The sequence below is a fragment of the Rhodococcus sp. NPDC056743 genome, from assembly GCF_042790355.1.
In the GTDB taxonomy this organism is placed as follows: domain Bacteria; phylum Actinomycetota; class Actinomycetes; order Mycobacteriales; family Mycobacteriaceae; genus Rhodococcus_F.
On the sequence record NZ_JBHTZI010000003.1, the window covers coordinates 583,675 to 598,225 of the forward strand.

Consider the following 14,551-nt stretch of genomic DNA (forward strand, 5'->3'; position numbering starts at 1 on the left):
AGTTTTCAGCTGTTTCCCGACTGTGGTCGGGTCTTTTCTTTCTGCTGACGACGGCGGGATTGCACCCGTCAGTCGTCGTCGACTTCGGTGTCCACCACGGCGGTGGGCACGTCGGCCTTGTTCATTCTCGCAAATCGCGGATCGGATTCGAGGCTTTCGCTGATGTCCTCGATGAGGTCGACATCAGGCAAAAGCGGTGCCAACTCCGGGAGATCGCTCAGCGAGCTCAATCCGAGCCGTTCGAGGAACAGTTCGGTTGTGGAGTACCGTGTCGCGTTGGTGTCCGGGTCTGGCCCGGCTTCCGCGATCAGTCCGCGGGCGAGGAGTGTGCGTACCACCCCGTCCACGTTGACGCCTCGTACTGCACTGATCCGCGCACGAGTCAACGGTCCACGGTATGCGACTATCGCCAAAGTTTCCAATGCTGCGCGGGTCAGTTTGGTGCGTGCGCCGTCCAGCAAGAGCCGTTCGACGTAGGGGGCGAACTCTTGCCGTGTGTAGAAACGCCATCCGTCTCCGGCGTATCGCAGGTCCATGCCACTTGCGCGGGCGGTGAGCGCGGCGGACATCGCCTGCAGTCGCTGCTCGACGCGAGCTGGATCGGTGCCGGTCACCGAGGCAAGTTGAGCCACCTCTGCTGGTGAATCGACGACGAGTAGCAGCGACTCGAGAATGGCGTCGAGTTGCGGGTCGTCGAGCTCGAAGTCCGGAGCGGAATCGCGCTCACCAGAGTCTTCTACCTGCGCAGATTCCGTCGCGGCCGGATCGAGCATCATCGGTAGTCCTCCTCGGTGACGGCGGTTGATACCTCGCCGGTCCAGGTAACGAGCAGTGGCCCGAGCGGTTCGGGTTGGTCAAAGGCGATGGTGCGCCGACGGTACAGCTCGAGCAGCGCCAGGAAGCGCGCGACAATCGGGGCGGCCTCGTCGCAGTCCTCGATCAGATCCGGAAACGGTACCCACTCGCCTGCGCCGCGAGCCCGCAGCAATTCGAGGATGAAATCTGCCTGTTCGGGGATCGAGATATTGGACACATGCAGGTGATCGATGCTCACCGTGGGCACCGGCCGGGGAGCGAAGACGGTTGCCGCGATCTCCGCGAACTTGTACGAATCCACCCCGAGCAGCACTTCCGGAAGGAGACCGGCGAACTGGTCCTCGACGGCAACGGAACGCGGGTATCGCCGCAGCGCTGCCTCTTCGAGTTCACCGAACAGCGTGGCAACTTGTTTGTAGGCGCGATATTGAAGGAGCCTGGCAAAAAGTAGGTCGCGCGCTTCGAGCAGAGCAAGATCTTCGGCGTCCTCGACCTCTCCCGCCGGCAGGAGCCTGGCTGCTTTCAGGTCGAGAAGTGTCGCGGCGACAACAAGAAACTCCGTCGTCTGATCGAGCCCCATCGCACTGCCGAGTTGCCTCGTGTAGGCGATGAAATCGTCGGTGACGGTGTGCAGCGCTATCTCGGTGACATCGAGTTGGCGTTGGTTGATCAGGGAAAGCAGCAGATCGAACGGACCTTCGAAATTTCGAAGTGTTACGCGAAACTCTGCAACTGCCGAGGATGAATCTTCTTGCGGTGGAATCAGTTTCACTAACGACCAGACCGGTGGATTACTTCGCGGGCCAGCGCTCGATACGCCTCGGCTCCCGCAGATTTGGGTGCCCACGTGGTTATCGGCTCGCCGGCCACGCTGGTTTCGGGGAAACGAACGGTGCGGTTGATGACGGTGTCGTAGACGACGTCGCCGAACACCTCGACGACGCGCGCCATCACCTCACGGGCGTGGAGTGTGCGCGAGTCGAACATCGTGACGACGATACCGGCCAGCTCGAGTTTGGAATTGAGCCGGTCGTGGACTTTCTCGACGGTGTCGTTGAGCAGAGCCAGTCCGCGCAGGCTGAAGTACTCGCATTCCATCGGAATGATCACGGAATCGGCGCAGGCCAAGGCGTTGACCGTCAGCAGACCCAGCGACGGCTGGCAGTCGATGAGGACGTAGTCGTATCGATCCAGAACCGGATGCAGCACGCGGCCCAATGTCTGTTCGCGTCCCACTTCGGTGACAAGCTGGATCTCGGCCGCCGACAGATCGATATTGCTCGGCAGCAGATCCAGTCCGTCGATCCGGGTGCGCATCAGCACGTCGTCGATGGACACCCGTGGTTCGACGAGCAGGTTGTGAACGGTCAGTTCCAGATCGTGGTGCTGCACACCTAGTCCTGCGGACAGCGCGCCCTGCGGGTCCAGATCGACCAACAACACGCGGCGGCCGTATTCCGCCAGCGCCGCTCCCAGATTGATGGTGGACGTCGTCTTCCCGACGCCACCCTTCTGGTTGCACATTGCGATGATCATCGCGGGACCGTGGTGGGGCAACGGCGTCGGCATCGGGACTTCTCGTACCGGTCTACCGGTTGGTCCCAGTTCTTCCGCAGATGCGGTGTCAGGTGCTGTCGGTAGGTCGAAGATCGCCTCGGACTCGGCGGCTGGCGCAGGTTCCGTAGAAGGGTCGAGATATTGGGTTGTGACATACGGCGGCGCTGACTCCGCCGCTGCTCGCTGCGATGTCGACACGGTCCGATGCTCCCCTGTTCTTTCGACGGTTGCTCTCGGCGCCGGCAACCCGTGGAATACCCGGCAATACCGAATTCCGACAGGCCGAATACTCACAAGAGTCGCTCGCGCGTCTTGAACGCTACCGCTTATTTCTCCGATTTCTCACGCAACACGCATTACACGCAAGCCGCTAGCGCGCCCGAGGGTGTGCTTGCGCCCACACTTCACGCAGCGCTGTGACGGTCACCAAGGTGTAGATCTGGGTTGTCGTGACCGACGCGTGGCCCAGAAGTTCTTGCACAACCCGAACGTCGGCACCGCCGTCGAGCAGGTGTGTGGCAAAGGAATGTCGCAGTGTGTGGGGCGAGACGTCCGCGGTGATCCCTGCCGATGCCGCCGAGTCCTGAAGGATCTGCCAGGCACTTTGCCGCGACAACCGGCCACCGCGCGCGTTCAGGAACAGCGCAGGCAATCCCCGGGTAGCCAGTGCGGGCCGGCCGCGCACAAGATATGCGTCGACGGCCTCGATCGCGGGCCGACCGATCGGCACCACACGTTGCTTACCGCCCTTGCCTTGGAGAACGACAGATCGCGACTGCGTGTCGATGTCGTCGACATCGAGGTCGATGGCTTCCGAGATACGCGCGCCGGTGGAGTAGAGCAGTTCCAGGAGTGCGCGATCCCTCAGATCCCGTGGACCGTCGCCGGCAGCGCCACCGCCGGATGCTTCGAGGAGCGCGATGATCTGATCGAGCGGGAGCGCTTTGGGGAGTTTGCGTCCGGGGGTCGGCGGTTTGACCGCCCGGGCCACGTCGACAGTTGTGAGCCCTTCGGCGGCGGAGAACTTGTGAAAACCTCGGACCGCGATCAGGGTGCGCGCGGCAGAGCTCGGCGCCAACGCGATGATTCCGGCGTCCTTGTCCCCCAGCCGCAGATTCGTCACGAACTCCGTGATGTCGTTTTCAGCTACACGCGAGACGTCGTCGATGCCGCGGGCATTGAGATATTCGACGTAGCGGTACAGATCCCTCCGGTACGAGAGAAGGGTGTTGCGAGCCGATCCCCGCTCGACTGCTAGGTGGTCGAGAAACGAATCCACCTGTCGGGCAAGCATTTCAGACCCTGGACTTGCGTTCTCCGAAAGCCGTCGGACGGTCCGGCCACGGTGCGTCGGCGGGCCGCAACGCGGTGCCCGCGGAACGCGCTGCCGCCAGCGCCATGATGCCGGACACCGCAGTGGCGTTCACCAGATCGCCGCGCAACGCCATGTCGACAGCCTCAGCCAACGGCACCCGAGCAATCTGTAGATCGGCCTCTTCGTGTTCGGGATCCTCGCGGTCCACGTCGTGCAGTCCCTCGGCAAGGAACACGCGCACAGCTTCGTCGGTGAATCCCGGCGAAAGTGCAACGTCGACAAGCACCGACCAACGATCGGCGCCCAGTCCGGTTTCTTCGCCCAACTCACGCGCGGCGGCGTCCAACGGACTCTCACCAGGCGCGTCGAGAAGACCGGCCGGGATCTCCCACAACCGATGACCGAGCGGATGCCGATACTGGTGAATCAGAACAACATTGTCGTCGGCGTCGATCGCCACCACCGCAACAGCGCCATGATGTTCGACGACCTCCCGGTCGGCACGCTGACCCCCTGGCATCACCACGGAATCCTTACGCAACGCGATGATCGCGCCGGTGTAGATCGTGGTGGAGTCGAGGGTGTCGAATTCGTGCCGACCGGGGTCGCTCATATGCTTCTCAGACCTTTTCCGACGATTCGGTGACGGCATCGAGTTCGGTCTCGGTTGCTGCCGTGTCGATGGTCTCCTCCGCGTGAACATCAACGGGCAGACGCTCTTCGAGCTTGTACTTCAGAGCCGCATCGATGAACGCCGAGAACAGCGGGTGCGGACGCGTCGGGCGGCTCTTGAGTTCCGGGTGCGCCTGCGTAGCGACAAAGAACGGGTGCTGCTCGCGCGGGTACTCGACGAACTCGACGAGATGACCGTCGGGAGACGTACCGCTGAACTTCAAGCCGGACTTGGCAATACGATCACGGTAGGTGTTGTTGACCTCGAAGCGGTGACGGTGACGCTCCGAAACATTTTCGGTTCCGTAGGCCTGCGCCGCAACCGAACCCTTGGTCAGCACTGCCGGGTACGCACCCAGTCGCATCGTGCCACCGAGGTCGGCCTCGCCGGCGATCACGTCTTCCTGATCGGCCATCGTGGAGATGACGGGGAACTTGGTGTCGGGTTCGAACTCAGCCGAGTTGGCGTCCGTCAGACCGACGCTGCGTGCTGCTTCGATGACAACACACTGCAGACCCAGGCAGATACCGAGCAGCGGGAGCTTACGTGCGCGGGAGTACCGGATTGCGCCGAGCTTGCCTTCGATACCGCGGATGCCGAAGCCACCGGGAATCAGAATGGCGTCGACGTCACCGAGTGCGGCCTGAGCGCCCGCTTCGGTCTCGCACTCGTCGGAAGCGACCCACGAGATCTCGACCTTGGAACGGTTGGCGAAGCCGCCGGCGCGCAGTGCCTCGGTCACCGAAAGATATGCGTCCGGCAGGTCGACGTACTTGCCGACCAACGCAACTCGGACGGTCTCGCGCGGCTGGTGAACCCGATCGAGCAGATCGCCCCATACCGTCCAGTCGACGTCACGGAAGGGCAGACCCAACTGGCGCACGACGTACGCGTCGAGGCCCTCGCGGTGCAGAACCTTCGGAATGTCGTAGATCGACGGAGCGTCGGGAGTGGAGATGCACGCGTCGACGTCCACGTCGCACATGAGGGCGATCTTGTTCTTCAGGCCCATCGGGACGTCACGATCGCAACGGAGAATCAGTGCGTCCGGCTGAATACCGATGCTGCGCAACGACGCGACCGAGTGCTGCGTCGGCTTGGTCTTGAGTTCTCCGGACGGGCCGAGGAACGGCACGAGGGAAACGTGGAGGAAGAAGACGTTGTCGCGGCCGATTTCGTGGCGGACCTGGCGGGCAGCCTCGAGGAATGGCTGCGATTCGATGTCGCCGACGGTTCCACCGATTTCGGTGATGACGACGTCGGGACGCACACCCTGCAGATCGGGGCCGCTCATCTCGAGGATGCGGCGCTTGATTTCGTCGGTGATGTGCGGAATGACCTGAACGGTGTCGCCCAGGTATTCGCCGCGACGCTCCTTGGCGATAACCGTCGAATACACCTGGCCGGTGGTGACATTGGCCTGACCCGACAGATCGCGATCGAGGAAGCGTTCGTAGTGTCCGACGTCGAGGTCGGTCTCCGCGCCGTCTTCGGTGACAAACACTTCACCGTGCTGGAACGGATTCATGGTGCCCGGATCCACATTGAGATAGGGATCGAGTTTCTGCATGGTCACGCGCATGCCCCGTGCGGTAAGCAACTGTCCCAAACTGGAGGCGGTCAAACCTTTACCGAGCGAAGAAGCAACACCTCCGCTGACGAAGATGTGCTTGGTGGCGGTACGCGTGGTGTTGCGTGACTGTGGCAAAAGGGGCTCCCGTGACGACTGTGCAGGGCTTGGTCTGGTGAAGCAATGCTGGGGCCTGCCGACCCACGGGATTTCACGGTAACACCAATGGGGCCCCGACGCCTACTACGCGCCGAGTTTCGCCCCATGATGTGACCGGGGTATCAACTCGCGGGTGCACCGACGGTGATCGCCTCGGCTCCCGGGCCGGTTCCGTACCGTCCCGCTCCGCCGTTCAACTGCTCTTGCAGAGCAAGCGGGGTCGTGATCTTGCCTGCCTCCCGATCGACGTTGTCGATGGTCGTCAGCCCCGCTGAGAGCGCCGCATCGGCCCGCACGACCGCAATCGGACCATTGCCATCGGCCGAGCCGGGTCGACCCGCCAGAACTGTTCCAGCACCGCGCCCGTCGAGCGCACCGGCAAAGCGAGCGATCACCGCGCCACGGTTACCCGAAGCGCCGTCGTCCGACGCGTTGTCGCCCGTGAGTACCACCGCGAGCTGAGCCGGCTTGACGACGCCGTCGTACGTGACAAAACCTGCACTACGCAACGTGTCGAGAGCAAGATTCAACTCGTCCGACGTGCTCTGCGGTTCACTGGTCGATCCGTTGAGCAGAAGCACCGATCCGAGCAGATCGCCGGCGAGGCTGCCCTGGTCGACCGCTCCGGTCTTGAGCGTGATGCCCGCGGGGATCACGTTGTTCACTACCGTCCGCAGACGGTCACCACCGCTGGCGTCGACAAACGAATCCGTCAGAGACACGCGACCCGTCACGGCGCCGCCGGATGCCGCGATCAATCGCGTGACACCGTCCAGGTCGCTCGGATCAGCGTCCGGCGCTGTCACCAGCACAACGGTGCGACCGGCGAGGGAATCACGCACGACGCGTCCGCCCACTGCCGAGTCGAAACCGTCAGCGGAGTTGAGTTGCTCTTCGAGATGATTGCTCTGCTCGTTGAGATTCTCGATCTCGTTCTGCAGATCAGCCTTGTCGTCGCGTAGACCGGAGAGCAGCCCACTCGACAACATTCCTGATCCGAGAACAACGCCAATGGCGAGTGCCAAGAAAATAGCCGCAATCGAAATTGCGTGTTGACGCATAGAAATCACTTGAAGAGCCCCTGAACCCACAGCGCAAAGCTGTTCCATGTTGCGATTGCCCAGTCGAGAACTTCACTACCGGCATTGGATACGACCAGCGCGACGATGACCGCGACCAGTGCGGCGAGCACCAGCAGGGCAATAGCTCCCCCGGATACCCGACTGCGATACAGCGTTGCGACGGCTTTGGCGTCGACAAGTTTCGGACCGACCTTGAGCCTGGTCATGAACGCCGACGGATTACTTTCGCGGCGAGCACGATCGAAGAATTCGTCGAGCGAGACGACGTTGCCGACGGTGACGATCAACGACGCACCATGATGATCCGCGAGCAGCAAAGCCAGATCGGTCGGTGAACCCGTTGCCGGGAAGGTCATGGCGCCGATTCCGAGATCCTGGATGCGCGAAAGGCCGGCAGCATGACCGTCCTGGTCGGCGGGCAGAACCACCTCGGCACCGGACTTCAGAGTGGCGCTGGTGATTTCCTCCGGGTCGCCCACGATGAGGTCGGGGCGGTATCCGGCTTTGCTCAGCACGTCGGCACCCGCGCCGACGCCGATCATGATCGGCGAGTACTCCTTGATGAACGGCTTCAGGTTCTTCAGATCTGCTTCGTGATCGGGCCCGTCGGACACCACCACGACATGGCGATCCTTGAGATTGATGTCGATGTCAGGCACGCCGATGCCGTCGATGAGGAGCGGACTTTCGGTTCGGATGAACTCGATTGTGTTGCCGGAGAACGCTTCGAGGTGATCGACCAGTCCGGTTTTTGCCTCGATCATCCGATCGGAGATCTCGGCCTCCGACTGTTCCTCACCCGTGACGAGGCTCTTCGTCCCGTTGAAGATCTCGCCTTCGTGCAGGCGAATCTTGCTGCCGTCCTTGATGGACTTGAAGACCTCGCCGTCCGGAGCATCGATCAGGACGATCCCGTTGGCGACAATCACCTCCGGGCCGAGGTTCGGGTATCTACCGGAGATGGACGGCGACGCGTTGACAACCGCGAGCACTCCGGCTTTCACCAGAGCGTCGGCTGTCCGCCTGTCGATGTCGAGTTCGTCCAGGACGACGATATCCCCGGGACCGACACGGCGTAAAAGCTTGGCCGTATTCCGATCGACCCTGGCGATGCCGCTGATCCCTGGCAACGACGTGGTGTTACGGGAGAGCAATGCGGGCATCTTCATGGCTTCGATGATGAACCCGAACCTGCCGCTATCGGTGGAGGCGCGCCGAACCAACTACCACATCAACCACAACTGCACCACGAAATGTTCAATCTGTGACGCGTGCCGCATTGGCAATTTCCAGCAGTTCCTCGGCGTGTGCACGACCCGTTTCAGTATCGTCCAAACCGGCCAGCATCCGCGCCAATTCCACGACTCGATCGCTGTCGGAGAGGGTCCTAACTCCACTGCTGACGACGCCACCCTTGTCGTCTACCTTGTCGACCACGAGGTGCGTATCAGCGAATGCCGCCACCTGCGGAAGGTGCGTCACCACGATCACCTGATGTGTCCGAGCGAGTTTCGCCAACCGGCGCCCGATCTCGACAGCGGCGCGGCCACCAACTCCGGCGTCGACCTCGTCGAACACCATTGTCGCGCCGGTGTCGCTACCAGCAAGAACAACTTCCAGCGCGAGCATCACTCGAGAGAGTTCACCGCCGGACGCACTTTTACTGATCGGCAACGACGGAGCGCCGCTGTGCGCCGACAACCGGAACTCCACCTCGTCCACGCCACCGGAACCGGCATGTACTTCCACTCCCCCGACGCTCAGCGGAGCTGAATCCTGCGGGCTGGCAACCTGCTGACGCACACTCACGTCCAAACCAGCCCGGCCCATTGCCAGTCCGGCGAGTTCCGCACTGACGGCCTTCGACAGTTTTGCCGCTGCCTTGACCCGCGCCGCGCTGAGCTTGGTGGCTGCCTCTGCCGTCAGTGCAGCGGTTTCCTCGACCTGCTTGCTCAACAATCCGAGAGCATCGGACGATACGTCGAGTTTCGAAAGACGAGTTCGAGCGGTGTCCGCCCATTCCAGAACTCCGTCGACGTCCGCGGCGTACTTGCGCGTCAGTGTCTTGAGTTCGGATTGGCGCGACAGCAAAGTGTTCAGCGCACCCGGATCGGACGGCAAACCAGCAAGATAAGAATTGAGATCGCCGGCCACATCGGTGACAACGGCGATGGCATCGGCCAGCCTGGCACCCAAACCGTCCAGATCGGCATCGACGACGGACTCGATCCGCGCCCTGGCCTCCGACATCAGATCCAACGCCGGCGACACTCCGACATCCGCGCTGGCCATGTCGTCACTACCGGCGAGCGCCGCATGTGCTTCCTCCGCGGCCGAGCGCAGCGAATCCAAATCACTCAGGCGCCGAACCTCGGCAACGATCGTGGCGTCCTCACCCGGTTCCGGTGCAACACCGTCGATTTCGTTGAGTGCAAAGGTCAGCTGATCTGCTTCCTGCGCCAACTCGCGAGCTTTCGACGTGCGTTCGATCAGTTCCGAACGGGCATCAAGCCACTCTCGGCGATGCTTCCGATAGCGCGTCAGGAGCGTTCCGATTGTCTTGTCGCCGAAGCGATCCAGAGCATTGCGCTGCTGGTCGGGACGGAGCAGGCGGAGCTGATCGTTCTGCCCGTGCACAGTCAACAGCGGATCGGTGAACTCCGAGAGCACACCGGCCGGAACGCTGCGACCACCCAGATGGGCACGCGATCGTCCGTCACTACCCACCGTCCGGACCGCGATGATGCTGCCGTCCTCGTCACGTTCGGCGCCGGACGACTCGAGGATCCGCGCGATCTCTCGTTCCGACGTCGGCGACAGATCCGTGACGAACCTGCCCTCGACAACGGCGCGGGATGCGCCCAGACGCACCCGACCGGCATCGGCCCGCGCACCACTGAGCAGGTGCAGGCTGGTGACAACCATCGTCTTACCGGCACCGGTCTCACCGGTGAGTACGGTCAATCCCTCGTGAAATTGCGCTGACGCCTCGGAGATCACACCCAGGCTGTCGATTCGGATCTCTGCGAGCACGTTTTAAGGCTTCCTTCCCCGCCACCCGGTCACCGGCAATTCAAACTTTCGAACCATCCGATCGGCAAACGGCGCCGAGTCCAGTCGTACCCACTTGACCGGCGTCGCACCCCGAACAACTTCGACGCGTCCGCCAGCGGGCAGTTCCAGCGTGCGGCGTCCGTCGCAGAACACCAACCCGTCATGACTGCCGGCAACGGTCTCGACTGCAATGAGCGATTCCGGACTCGTGACGAGTGGACGCGCAAACAGTGCGTGCGCGTTGCTCGGAACTACAAGCAACGCTTCGAGTTCCGGCCACACCACCGGACCACCGGCAGAAAACGCATAGGCCGTCGACCCCGTCGGCGTGGACACCAGGACACCGTCGCAGCCGAACGCCGACACCGGCCGTCCGTCAACTTCGAGAACAACTTCGAGAACGCCCAGACGAGAACGATTTTCGATGCTGGCCTCGTTGAGCGCCCAGCCCCGGTCGATGATCTCGTCGTCAACCCTGATCGCGACGTCCAACGTCATCCGGTGTTCGACGCGGTATTCCTTGCGGACTACCTGCGCCAGTGCTTCTTCCAGATGCTCGGCTTCGGTCTCCGCCAAGAAACCGATGCGGCCGAGGTTGATTCCGAGAACCGGAATCGATGCTTCCTGAGCTAATTCCGCCGCACGGAGAAATGTTCCGTCGCCGCCGAGAACCAGAACCATCTCGCACCCGACAGCCGCGTCGGGGCCCGGATGAACAACTGTCACATCCAGATCCGGGGCCGAGAATCCCTCGGGCGCTGTCATCGCCTCGATCCGGGAACTGTCAGCTTCATCGACCAGCACGCGCAAACCGATGCCGGCGCTTTCGAAGATCTTTCCGACGCGTCTGGCGGTTTCGGTGATATCGCGGCGACCCGGGTGCGCCACCAGAAGAATCTCGCGTGACTCACCCCCGGCGGTTGGATTCACTGCGGACCTTCCTCTACAGCTCTACGGATCAGATCCTCGACGGACGGCGCATCGTCGGCCTGCTCCTGCGGCGCGTTTTCCTTGCGAAGCCACAAGAAGTACTCGACGTTTCCGGACGGGCCGGGCAGCGGGCTCGCGACAACACCAACGGTACGCAATCCCACCTTGGCTGCTGCTTCGGACACTTCGAGGACAGCTGAGATCCGAAGCTCCGGATCACGGACAACCCCACCTGCGCCGACGCGATCCTTGCCGACCTCGAACTGCGGCTTCACCATCGGAACCAGGTCGGCGCCGTCTGCGGTGCAGGCGACAAATGCCGGGAGTACAAGTTTGAGGGAGATGAACGAGAGGTCGGCAACAACCATGTCGACGGTCCCGCCGATGGTCTCGGCGTCGATGGCGCGGACATTGGTGCGGTCGATGACGTGAACCCGCTCGTCGGACTGCAATCGCCACACCAACTGGCCGTATCCGACGTCGACGGCTACTACTTCCTTGGCGCCGCGGGTCAACAGGACATCGGTGAATCCACCGGTTGACGCGCCGGCGTCGAGGCAACGACGCCCCTCGACGCTCAGCCCTGATTCGCCGAAAGCATCAAGAGCGCCGATCAGTTTGTGTGCTCCGCGGGAGGCCCAGGAGACCTCTTGCTCGACCTCGACCACGCGCAGCGGTGTACCTGCTTCGATAGCCGTAGCCGGTTTGGTGGCAACGGCTCCCGAGATGAGAACCCGGCCGGCCGAGATCAACTCTTGTGCGTGATCGCGTGAACGTGCCAATCCACGACGGACGAGTTCGGCGTCCACTCGTGCTCTACGTGCCATGTCAGACCCTGTCCACAGACGCCAGTGCTTGGACCAGCACCTCGTGTGCTTGTTCCAGTAATTGCGCCTTGTGTGGAATCACGCCTGCTCCGTGCTGATCGTTCGGATCCTGATCGAGTTGCCCGAGACTCACGAGCAAAGCGTCGACGTCGGAGCGAATACGATCCGGGTCGACACCTCGCGACGGCCCCGGCACACCGGTGCCAGGACTCGTGTTTTCATTGTTCGATATCGGGGTGCTCATCGCGCACAACGCTAGTGCATGACCTTTGGTTGCGCACACATCCCCACCCCGCGAGTCGAACACTCTTGCGAGAACTTACACCTGCCACGAATCTACGACGCGTTGCACATCGGCGTCCGAGGCCTCGACGGTTTCGAACGACGGATGCTCCCATGCCACCGGAGCGAGTGCGCGCAACAGCGACGTCTCGTCGCCCATCATCGGACCGTCTACGACCAAAGCCGACCCGGAAACGGAAATAGTCCACTTGGAGTCTGTGCCGACCCGCGACAAAGCGGCAGGCTGGTTCAACGAATCCAGCGTGGCGGCAATGTAGGTGGGATGCTGCTCGGCCGGAGCCCGCAGAACATCGGCGGGCGTGCTGACACCGGTCAGAACGAGCAAAGAATCGACCGAAACGGCATGTGCGCCTTCGATATCCGTATCAAGACGATCGCCGACGACAAGAGGCTTGGTGCAACCGCTACGGAGCAATGCATCATTCATCAGCGGGGCTGCAGGCTTACCGGCCACCAACGGTTCTACCCGGGTAGCGGCACGCAACGCAGCCACCATCGAGCCGTTTCCGAGCACCAAACCACGCTCGGAGGGCAGCGTGGTGTCGAGATTGGCCGCCACCCACAGTGCGCCTCCGCGAATTGCGAGGCACGCCTCGGCAAGGATCGACCAATCAGTCGCGGTCGAATGCCCCTGTACGACGGCAACCGGTGATTCGGCGAACTCTCGAACCGGACGCAGTCCGACGCGCGTGACCTCGTCGGCAAGTGCTTCCGTTCCGACCACAAGGACCGCCGACCCGGGAGCTACCCGCTCTGCAAGCAGACGGGCAGCAGTTTGTGAACTTGTCACAACCCGATCGTCGACGGAATCGAACCCGAGTTCCGTCAGATGCGCAGACACATCCGACGGCGACCGGCTCGCATTGTTGGTGACGTAATAGAGCTCTTGCGATCCCTGGCCCAGAGCACTCTGGGTACCAGGAATCGCGTGGGCCCCGGCGTAAAGCGTCCCGTCGAGATCGAGCAGAAGTACGTCGTATTGGCTACGAAGAACCGTCACAGATCTTCTCCGGACAGCTCCGCCACCCGCTCTTCTGCATCCGTGTCACCCTCGAGGTCTGCTGCTGCAGCATTGAGGAACCACTTCAGACCGTCTTCGACACGACCAGCCGCAACAAGCGCGTCGGCGTAGGCGTAGAACAGTCTGGCGGCGGACGCACCGGTACGTTTTGCATCCAAATCAGCAGTCTGCAAGGTGACAACAGCCTGATCGAACTGGCCGAGATCCATCCGTGCGCCGGCCACGACCATGCGAAGCTCCGACGCTTCATCACCCGACAGCAGTTTCGCTTCGTCGCTACGACCGAGTTCGATCGCCCGCTCGGGGCGACCCAATCCGCGTTCGCAGTCAGCCATCACAGCAATGAGTCCGGGACCGCCGGCCATGCGACGAGCTGCGCGCAGCTCCGACAATGCCTCAGCCCACTCGCCGGCGTGATACGCGGTGATACCGGCGGCTTCACGAACAACCGCGATACGGCCGGCGCGCTGACGGGCAGCACGGGCATGGAGCAGTGCAAGCTCCGGATCGTCGTCGACCAACTTGCCGGCCATGACGAGGTGACGCGCAACTGTGTTGGCGTTGTCCTTGTCCAAGCTCAGCAGATCACGACGAACAGCAGGATCAAGTTCTGTCGGTTCTACGTTGTCGGGTAGATCGGGTTCGTCAGGGCGTGCTGCCTGACGCTGATTGCGGTCACCGTCGCGTCCGCGAGGGGCAAATCCACCCTCGCCGCCACGACGCGATCCGCCACTTCTGTCTCCTCCGCCGCCGCCGCGGCGATCGCCGCCACCGCTGCTTCGGGGACCACGCCCGTCGTTGTCACGACGGGGGCCACCTGAACGAGGCGCTCCTCCCCCACGGAAGGACCGACGCTCGTCGCCATTCTCCGACACAGTCATTCCTTTCATACAACGCACGAAAGGGGACCCAGTATGTTGGGTCCCCTTTCGGTTAACGGGTGTTCGGCGGTGTCCTACTCTCCCACACCCTGTCGAGTGCAGTACCATCGGCGCTGAAGGGCTTAGCTTCCGGGTTCGGAATGGGACCGGGCGTTTCCCCTTCGCTATGACCGCCGTAACTCTATGAAACTGTCACAGTAACTTTACCTGTGATCCAGATCCTCCACACACCCACCAACAATTGTTGGTGAATGATGGATGATCGAAATCAAGGTATCTGTGTGTTGTTTCAGATACCGCACAGTGGACGCGTAGCTTCTTTGTGGTAAGTCCTCGGCCTATTAGTACCAGTCACCTGCATAC

At 62.3% G+C, this 14,551-nt stretch carries 14 protein-coding genes and 1 rRNA gene; all 15 read right to left on the bottom strand.

From position 1 onward, the window contains the following. Nucleotides 1-68 precede the first annotated feature (68 nt). Nucleotides 69-776, bottom strand: a complete 708-nt coding sequence (gene scpB, locus ACFRFQ_RS09945; protein WP_378656250.1) for an SMC-Scp complex subunit ScpB — start codon at nt 774-776, stop codon at nt 69-71. Continuing rightward, complete coding sequence (locus ACFRFQ_RS09950; protein ID WP_378656252.1) at nt 773-1,588, bottom strand: segregation and condensation protein A; 816 nt, start codon at nt 1,586-1,588, stop codon at nt 773-775. Before ACFRFQ_RS09950 ends, scpB begins: the two co-directional genes overlap by 4 nt. Further along, entirely contained in the window at nt 1,588-2,571 is a 984-nt protein-coding gene (locus ACFRFQ_RS09955; RefSeq protein ID WP_378656255.1) for a ParA family protein, read from the bottom strand. Before ACFRFQ_RS09955 ends, ACFRFQ_RS09950 begins: the two co-directional genes overlap by 1 nt. 172 nt (nt 2,572-2,743) lie before the next feature. Then, nucleotides 2,744-3,667: a site-specific tyrosine recombinase XerD gene (xerD, locus tag ACFRFQ_RS09960; RefSeq protein WP_378656258.1), complete on the bottom strand. Its 924-nt coding sequence runs from the start codon at nt 3,665-3,667 to the stop codon at nt 2,744-2,746. A 1-nt stretch (nt 3,668) separates the two neighbouring features. Further along, complete coding sequence (locus ACFRFQ_RS09965) at nt 3,669-4,301, bottom strand: NUDIX domain-containing protein (protein WP_378656260.1); 633 nt, start codon at nt 4,299-4,301, stop codon at nt 3,669-3,671. Nucleotides 4,302-4,308: 7 nt separating this feature from the next. Next, nucleotides 4,309-6,069 carry a CTP synthase gene (locus ACFRFQ_RS09970; protein WP_378656263.1) on the bottom strand — a complete coding sequence of 587 codons (1,761 nt, stop codon included), beginning with the start codon at nt 6,067-6,069 and terminating at the stop codon, nt 4,309-4,311. A 143-nt stretch (nt 6,070-6,212) separates the two neighbouring features. Next, nucleotides 6,213-7,160 carry a copper transporter gene (locus ACFRFQ_RS09975; RefSeq protein ID WP_378656265.1) on the bottom strand — a complete coding sequence of 316 codons (948 nt, stop codon included), beginning with the start codon at nt 7,158-7,160 and terminating at the stop codon, nt 6,213-6,215. Continuing rightward, nucleotides 7,157-8,341: a putative cytokinetic ring protein SteA gene (gene steA / locus ACFRFQ_RS09980; RefSeq protein WP_378656268.1), complete on the bottom strand. Its 1,185-nt coding sequence runs from the start codon at nt 8,339-8,341 to the stop codon at nt 7,157-7,159. The genes ACFRFQ_RS09975 and steA overlap by 4 nt, the downstream gene beginning before the upstream one ends. Before the next feature lie 88 nt (nt 8,342-8,429). Continuing rightward, entirely contained in the window at nt 8,430-10,205 is a 1,776-nt protein-coding gene (gene recN / locus ACFRFQ_RS09985) for a DNA repair protein RecN (protein ID WP_378656271.1), read from the bottom strand. Nucleotides 10,206-10,208: 3 nt separating this feature from the next. Continuing rightward, on the bottom strand, nt 10,209-11,156 hold the full coding sequence (locus tag ACFRFQ_RS09990) for an NAD kinase (protein ID WP_378656273.1): 948 nt from the start codon (nt 11,154-11,156) through the stop codon (nt 10,209-10,211). Further along, nucleotides 11,153-11,983 (bottom strand): TlyA family RNA methyltransferase, encoded by an 831-nt coding sequence (locus ACFRFQ_RS09995; protein WP_378656276.1) that lies wholly within the window; start codon nt 11,981-11,983, stop codon nt 11,153-11,155. Before ACFRFQ_RS09995 ends, ACFRFQ_RS09990 begins: the two co-directional genes overlap by 4 nt. Nucleotide 11,984: 1 nt before the next feature. Then, complete coding sequence (locus tag ACFRFQ_RS10000) at nt 11,985-12,227, bottom strand: hypothetical protein (RefSeq protein ID WP_378656278.1); 243 nt, start codon at nt 12,225-12,227, stop codon at nt 11,985-11,987. Nucleotides 12,228-12,302: 75 nt separating this feature from the next. Beyond that, complete coding sequence (locus tag ACFRFQ_RS10005; protein WP_378656280.1) at nt 12,303-13,286, bottom strand: HAD-IIA family hydrolase; 984 nt, start codon at nt 13,284-13,286, stop codon at nt 12,303-12,305. Further along, complete coding sequence (locus tag ACFRFQ_RS10010) at nt 13,283-14,188, bottom strand: hypothetical protein (protein ID WP_138873233.1); 906 nt, start codon at nt 14,186-14,188, stop codon at nt 13,283-13,285. The genes ACFRFQ_RS10005 and ACFRFQ_RS10010 overlap by 4 nt, the downstream gene beginning before the upstream one ends. A 61-nt stretch (nt 14,189-14,249) precedes the next feature. Then, nucleotides 14,250-14,366, bottom strand: a 5S ribosomal RNA gene (gene rrf, locus ACFRFQ_RS10015). Nucleotides 14,367-14,551 lie beyond the last annotated feature (185 nt).

Excerpts from the sequence above, each read along its gene's own strand:
- scpB (WP_378656250.1), bottom strand. The coding sequence starts at position 776 with ATGATGCTCGATCCGGCCGCGACGGAATCTGCGCAGGTAGAAGACTCT.
- xerD (WP_378656258.1), bottom strand. The coding sequence starts at position 3,667 with ATGCTTGCCCGACAGGTGGATTCGTTTCTCGACCACCTAGCAGTCGAG.
- ACFRFQ_RS09965 (WP_378656260.1), bottom strand. The coding sequence starts at position 4,301 with ATGAGCGACCCCGGTCGGCACGAATTCGACACCCTCGACTCCACCACG.
- steA (WP_378656268.1), bottom strand. The coding sequence starts at position 8,341 with ATGAAGATGCCCGCATTGCTCTCCCGTAACACCACGTCGTTGCCAGGG.
- ACFRFQ_RS09995 (WP_378656276.1), bottom strand. The coding sequence starts at position 11,983 with ATGGCACGTAGAGCACGAGTGGACGCCGAACTCGTCCGTCGTGGATTG.
- ACFRFQ_RS10000 (WP_378656278.1), bottom strand. The coding sequence starts at position 12,227 with ATGAGCACCCCGATATCGAACAATGAAAACACGAGTCCTGGCACCGGT.
- ACFRFQ_RS10010 (WP_138873233.1), bottom strand. The coding sequence starts at position 14,188 with ATGACTGTGTCGGAGAATGGCGACGAGCGTCGGTCCTTCCGTGGGGGA.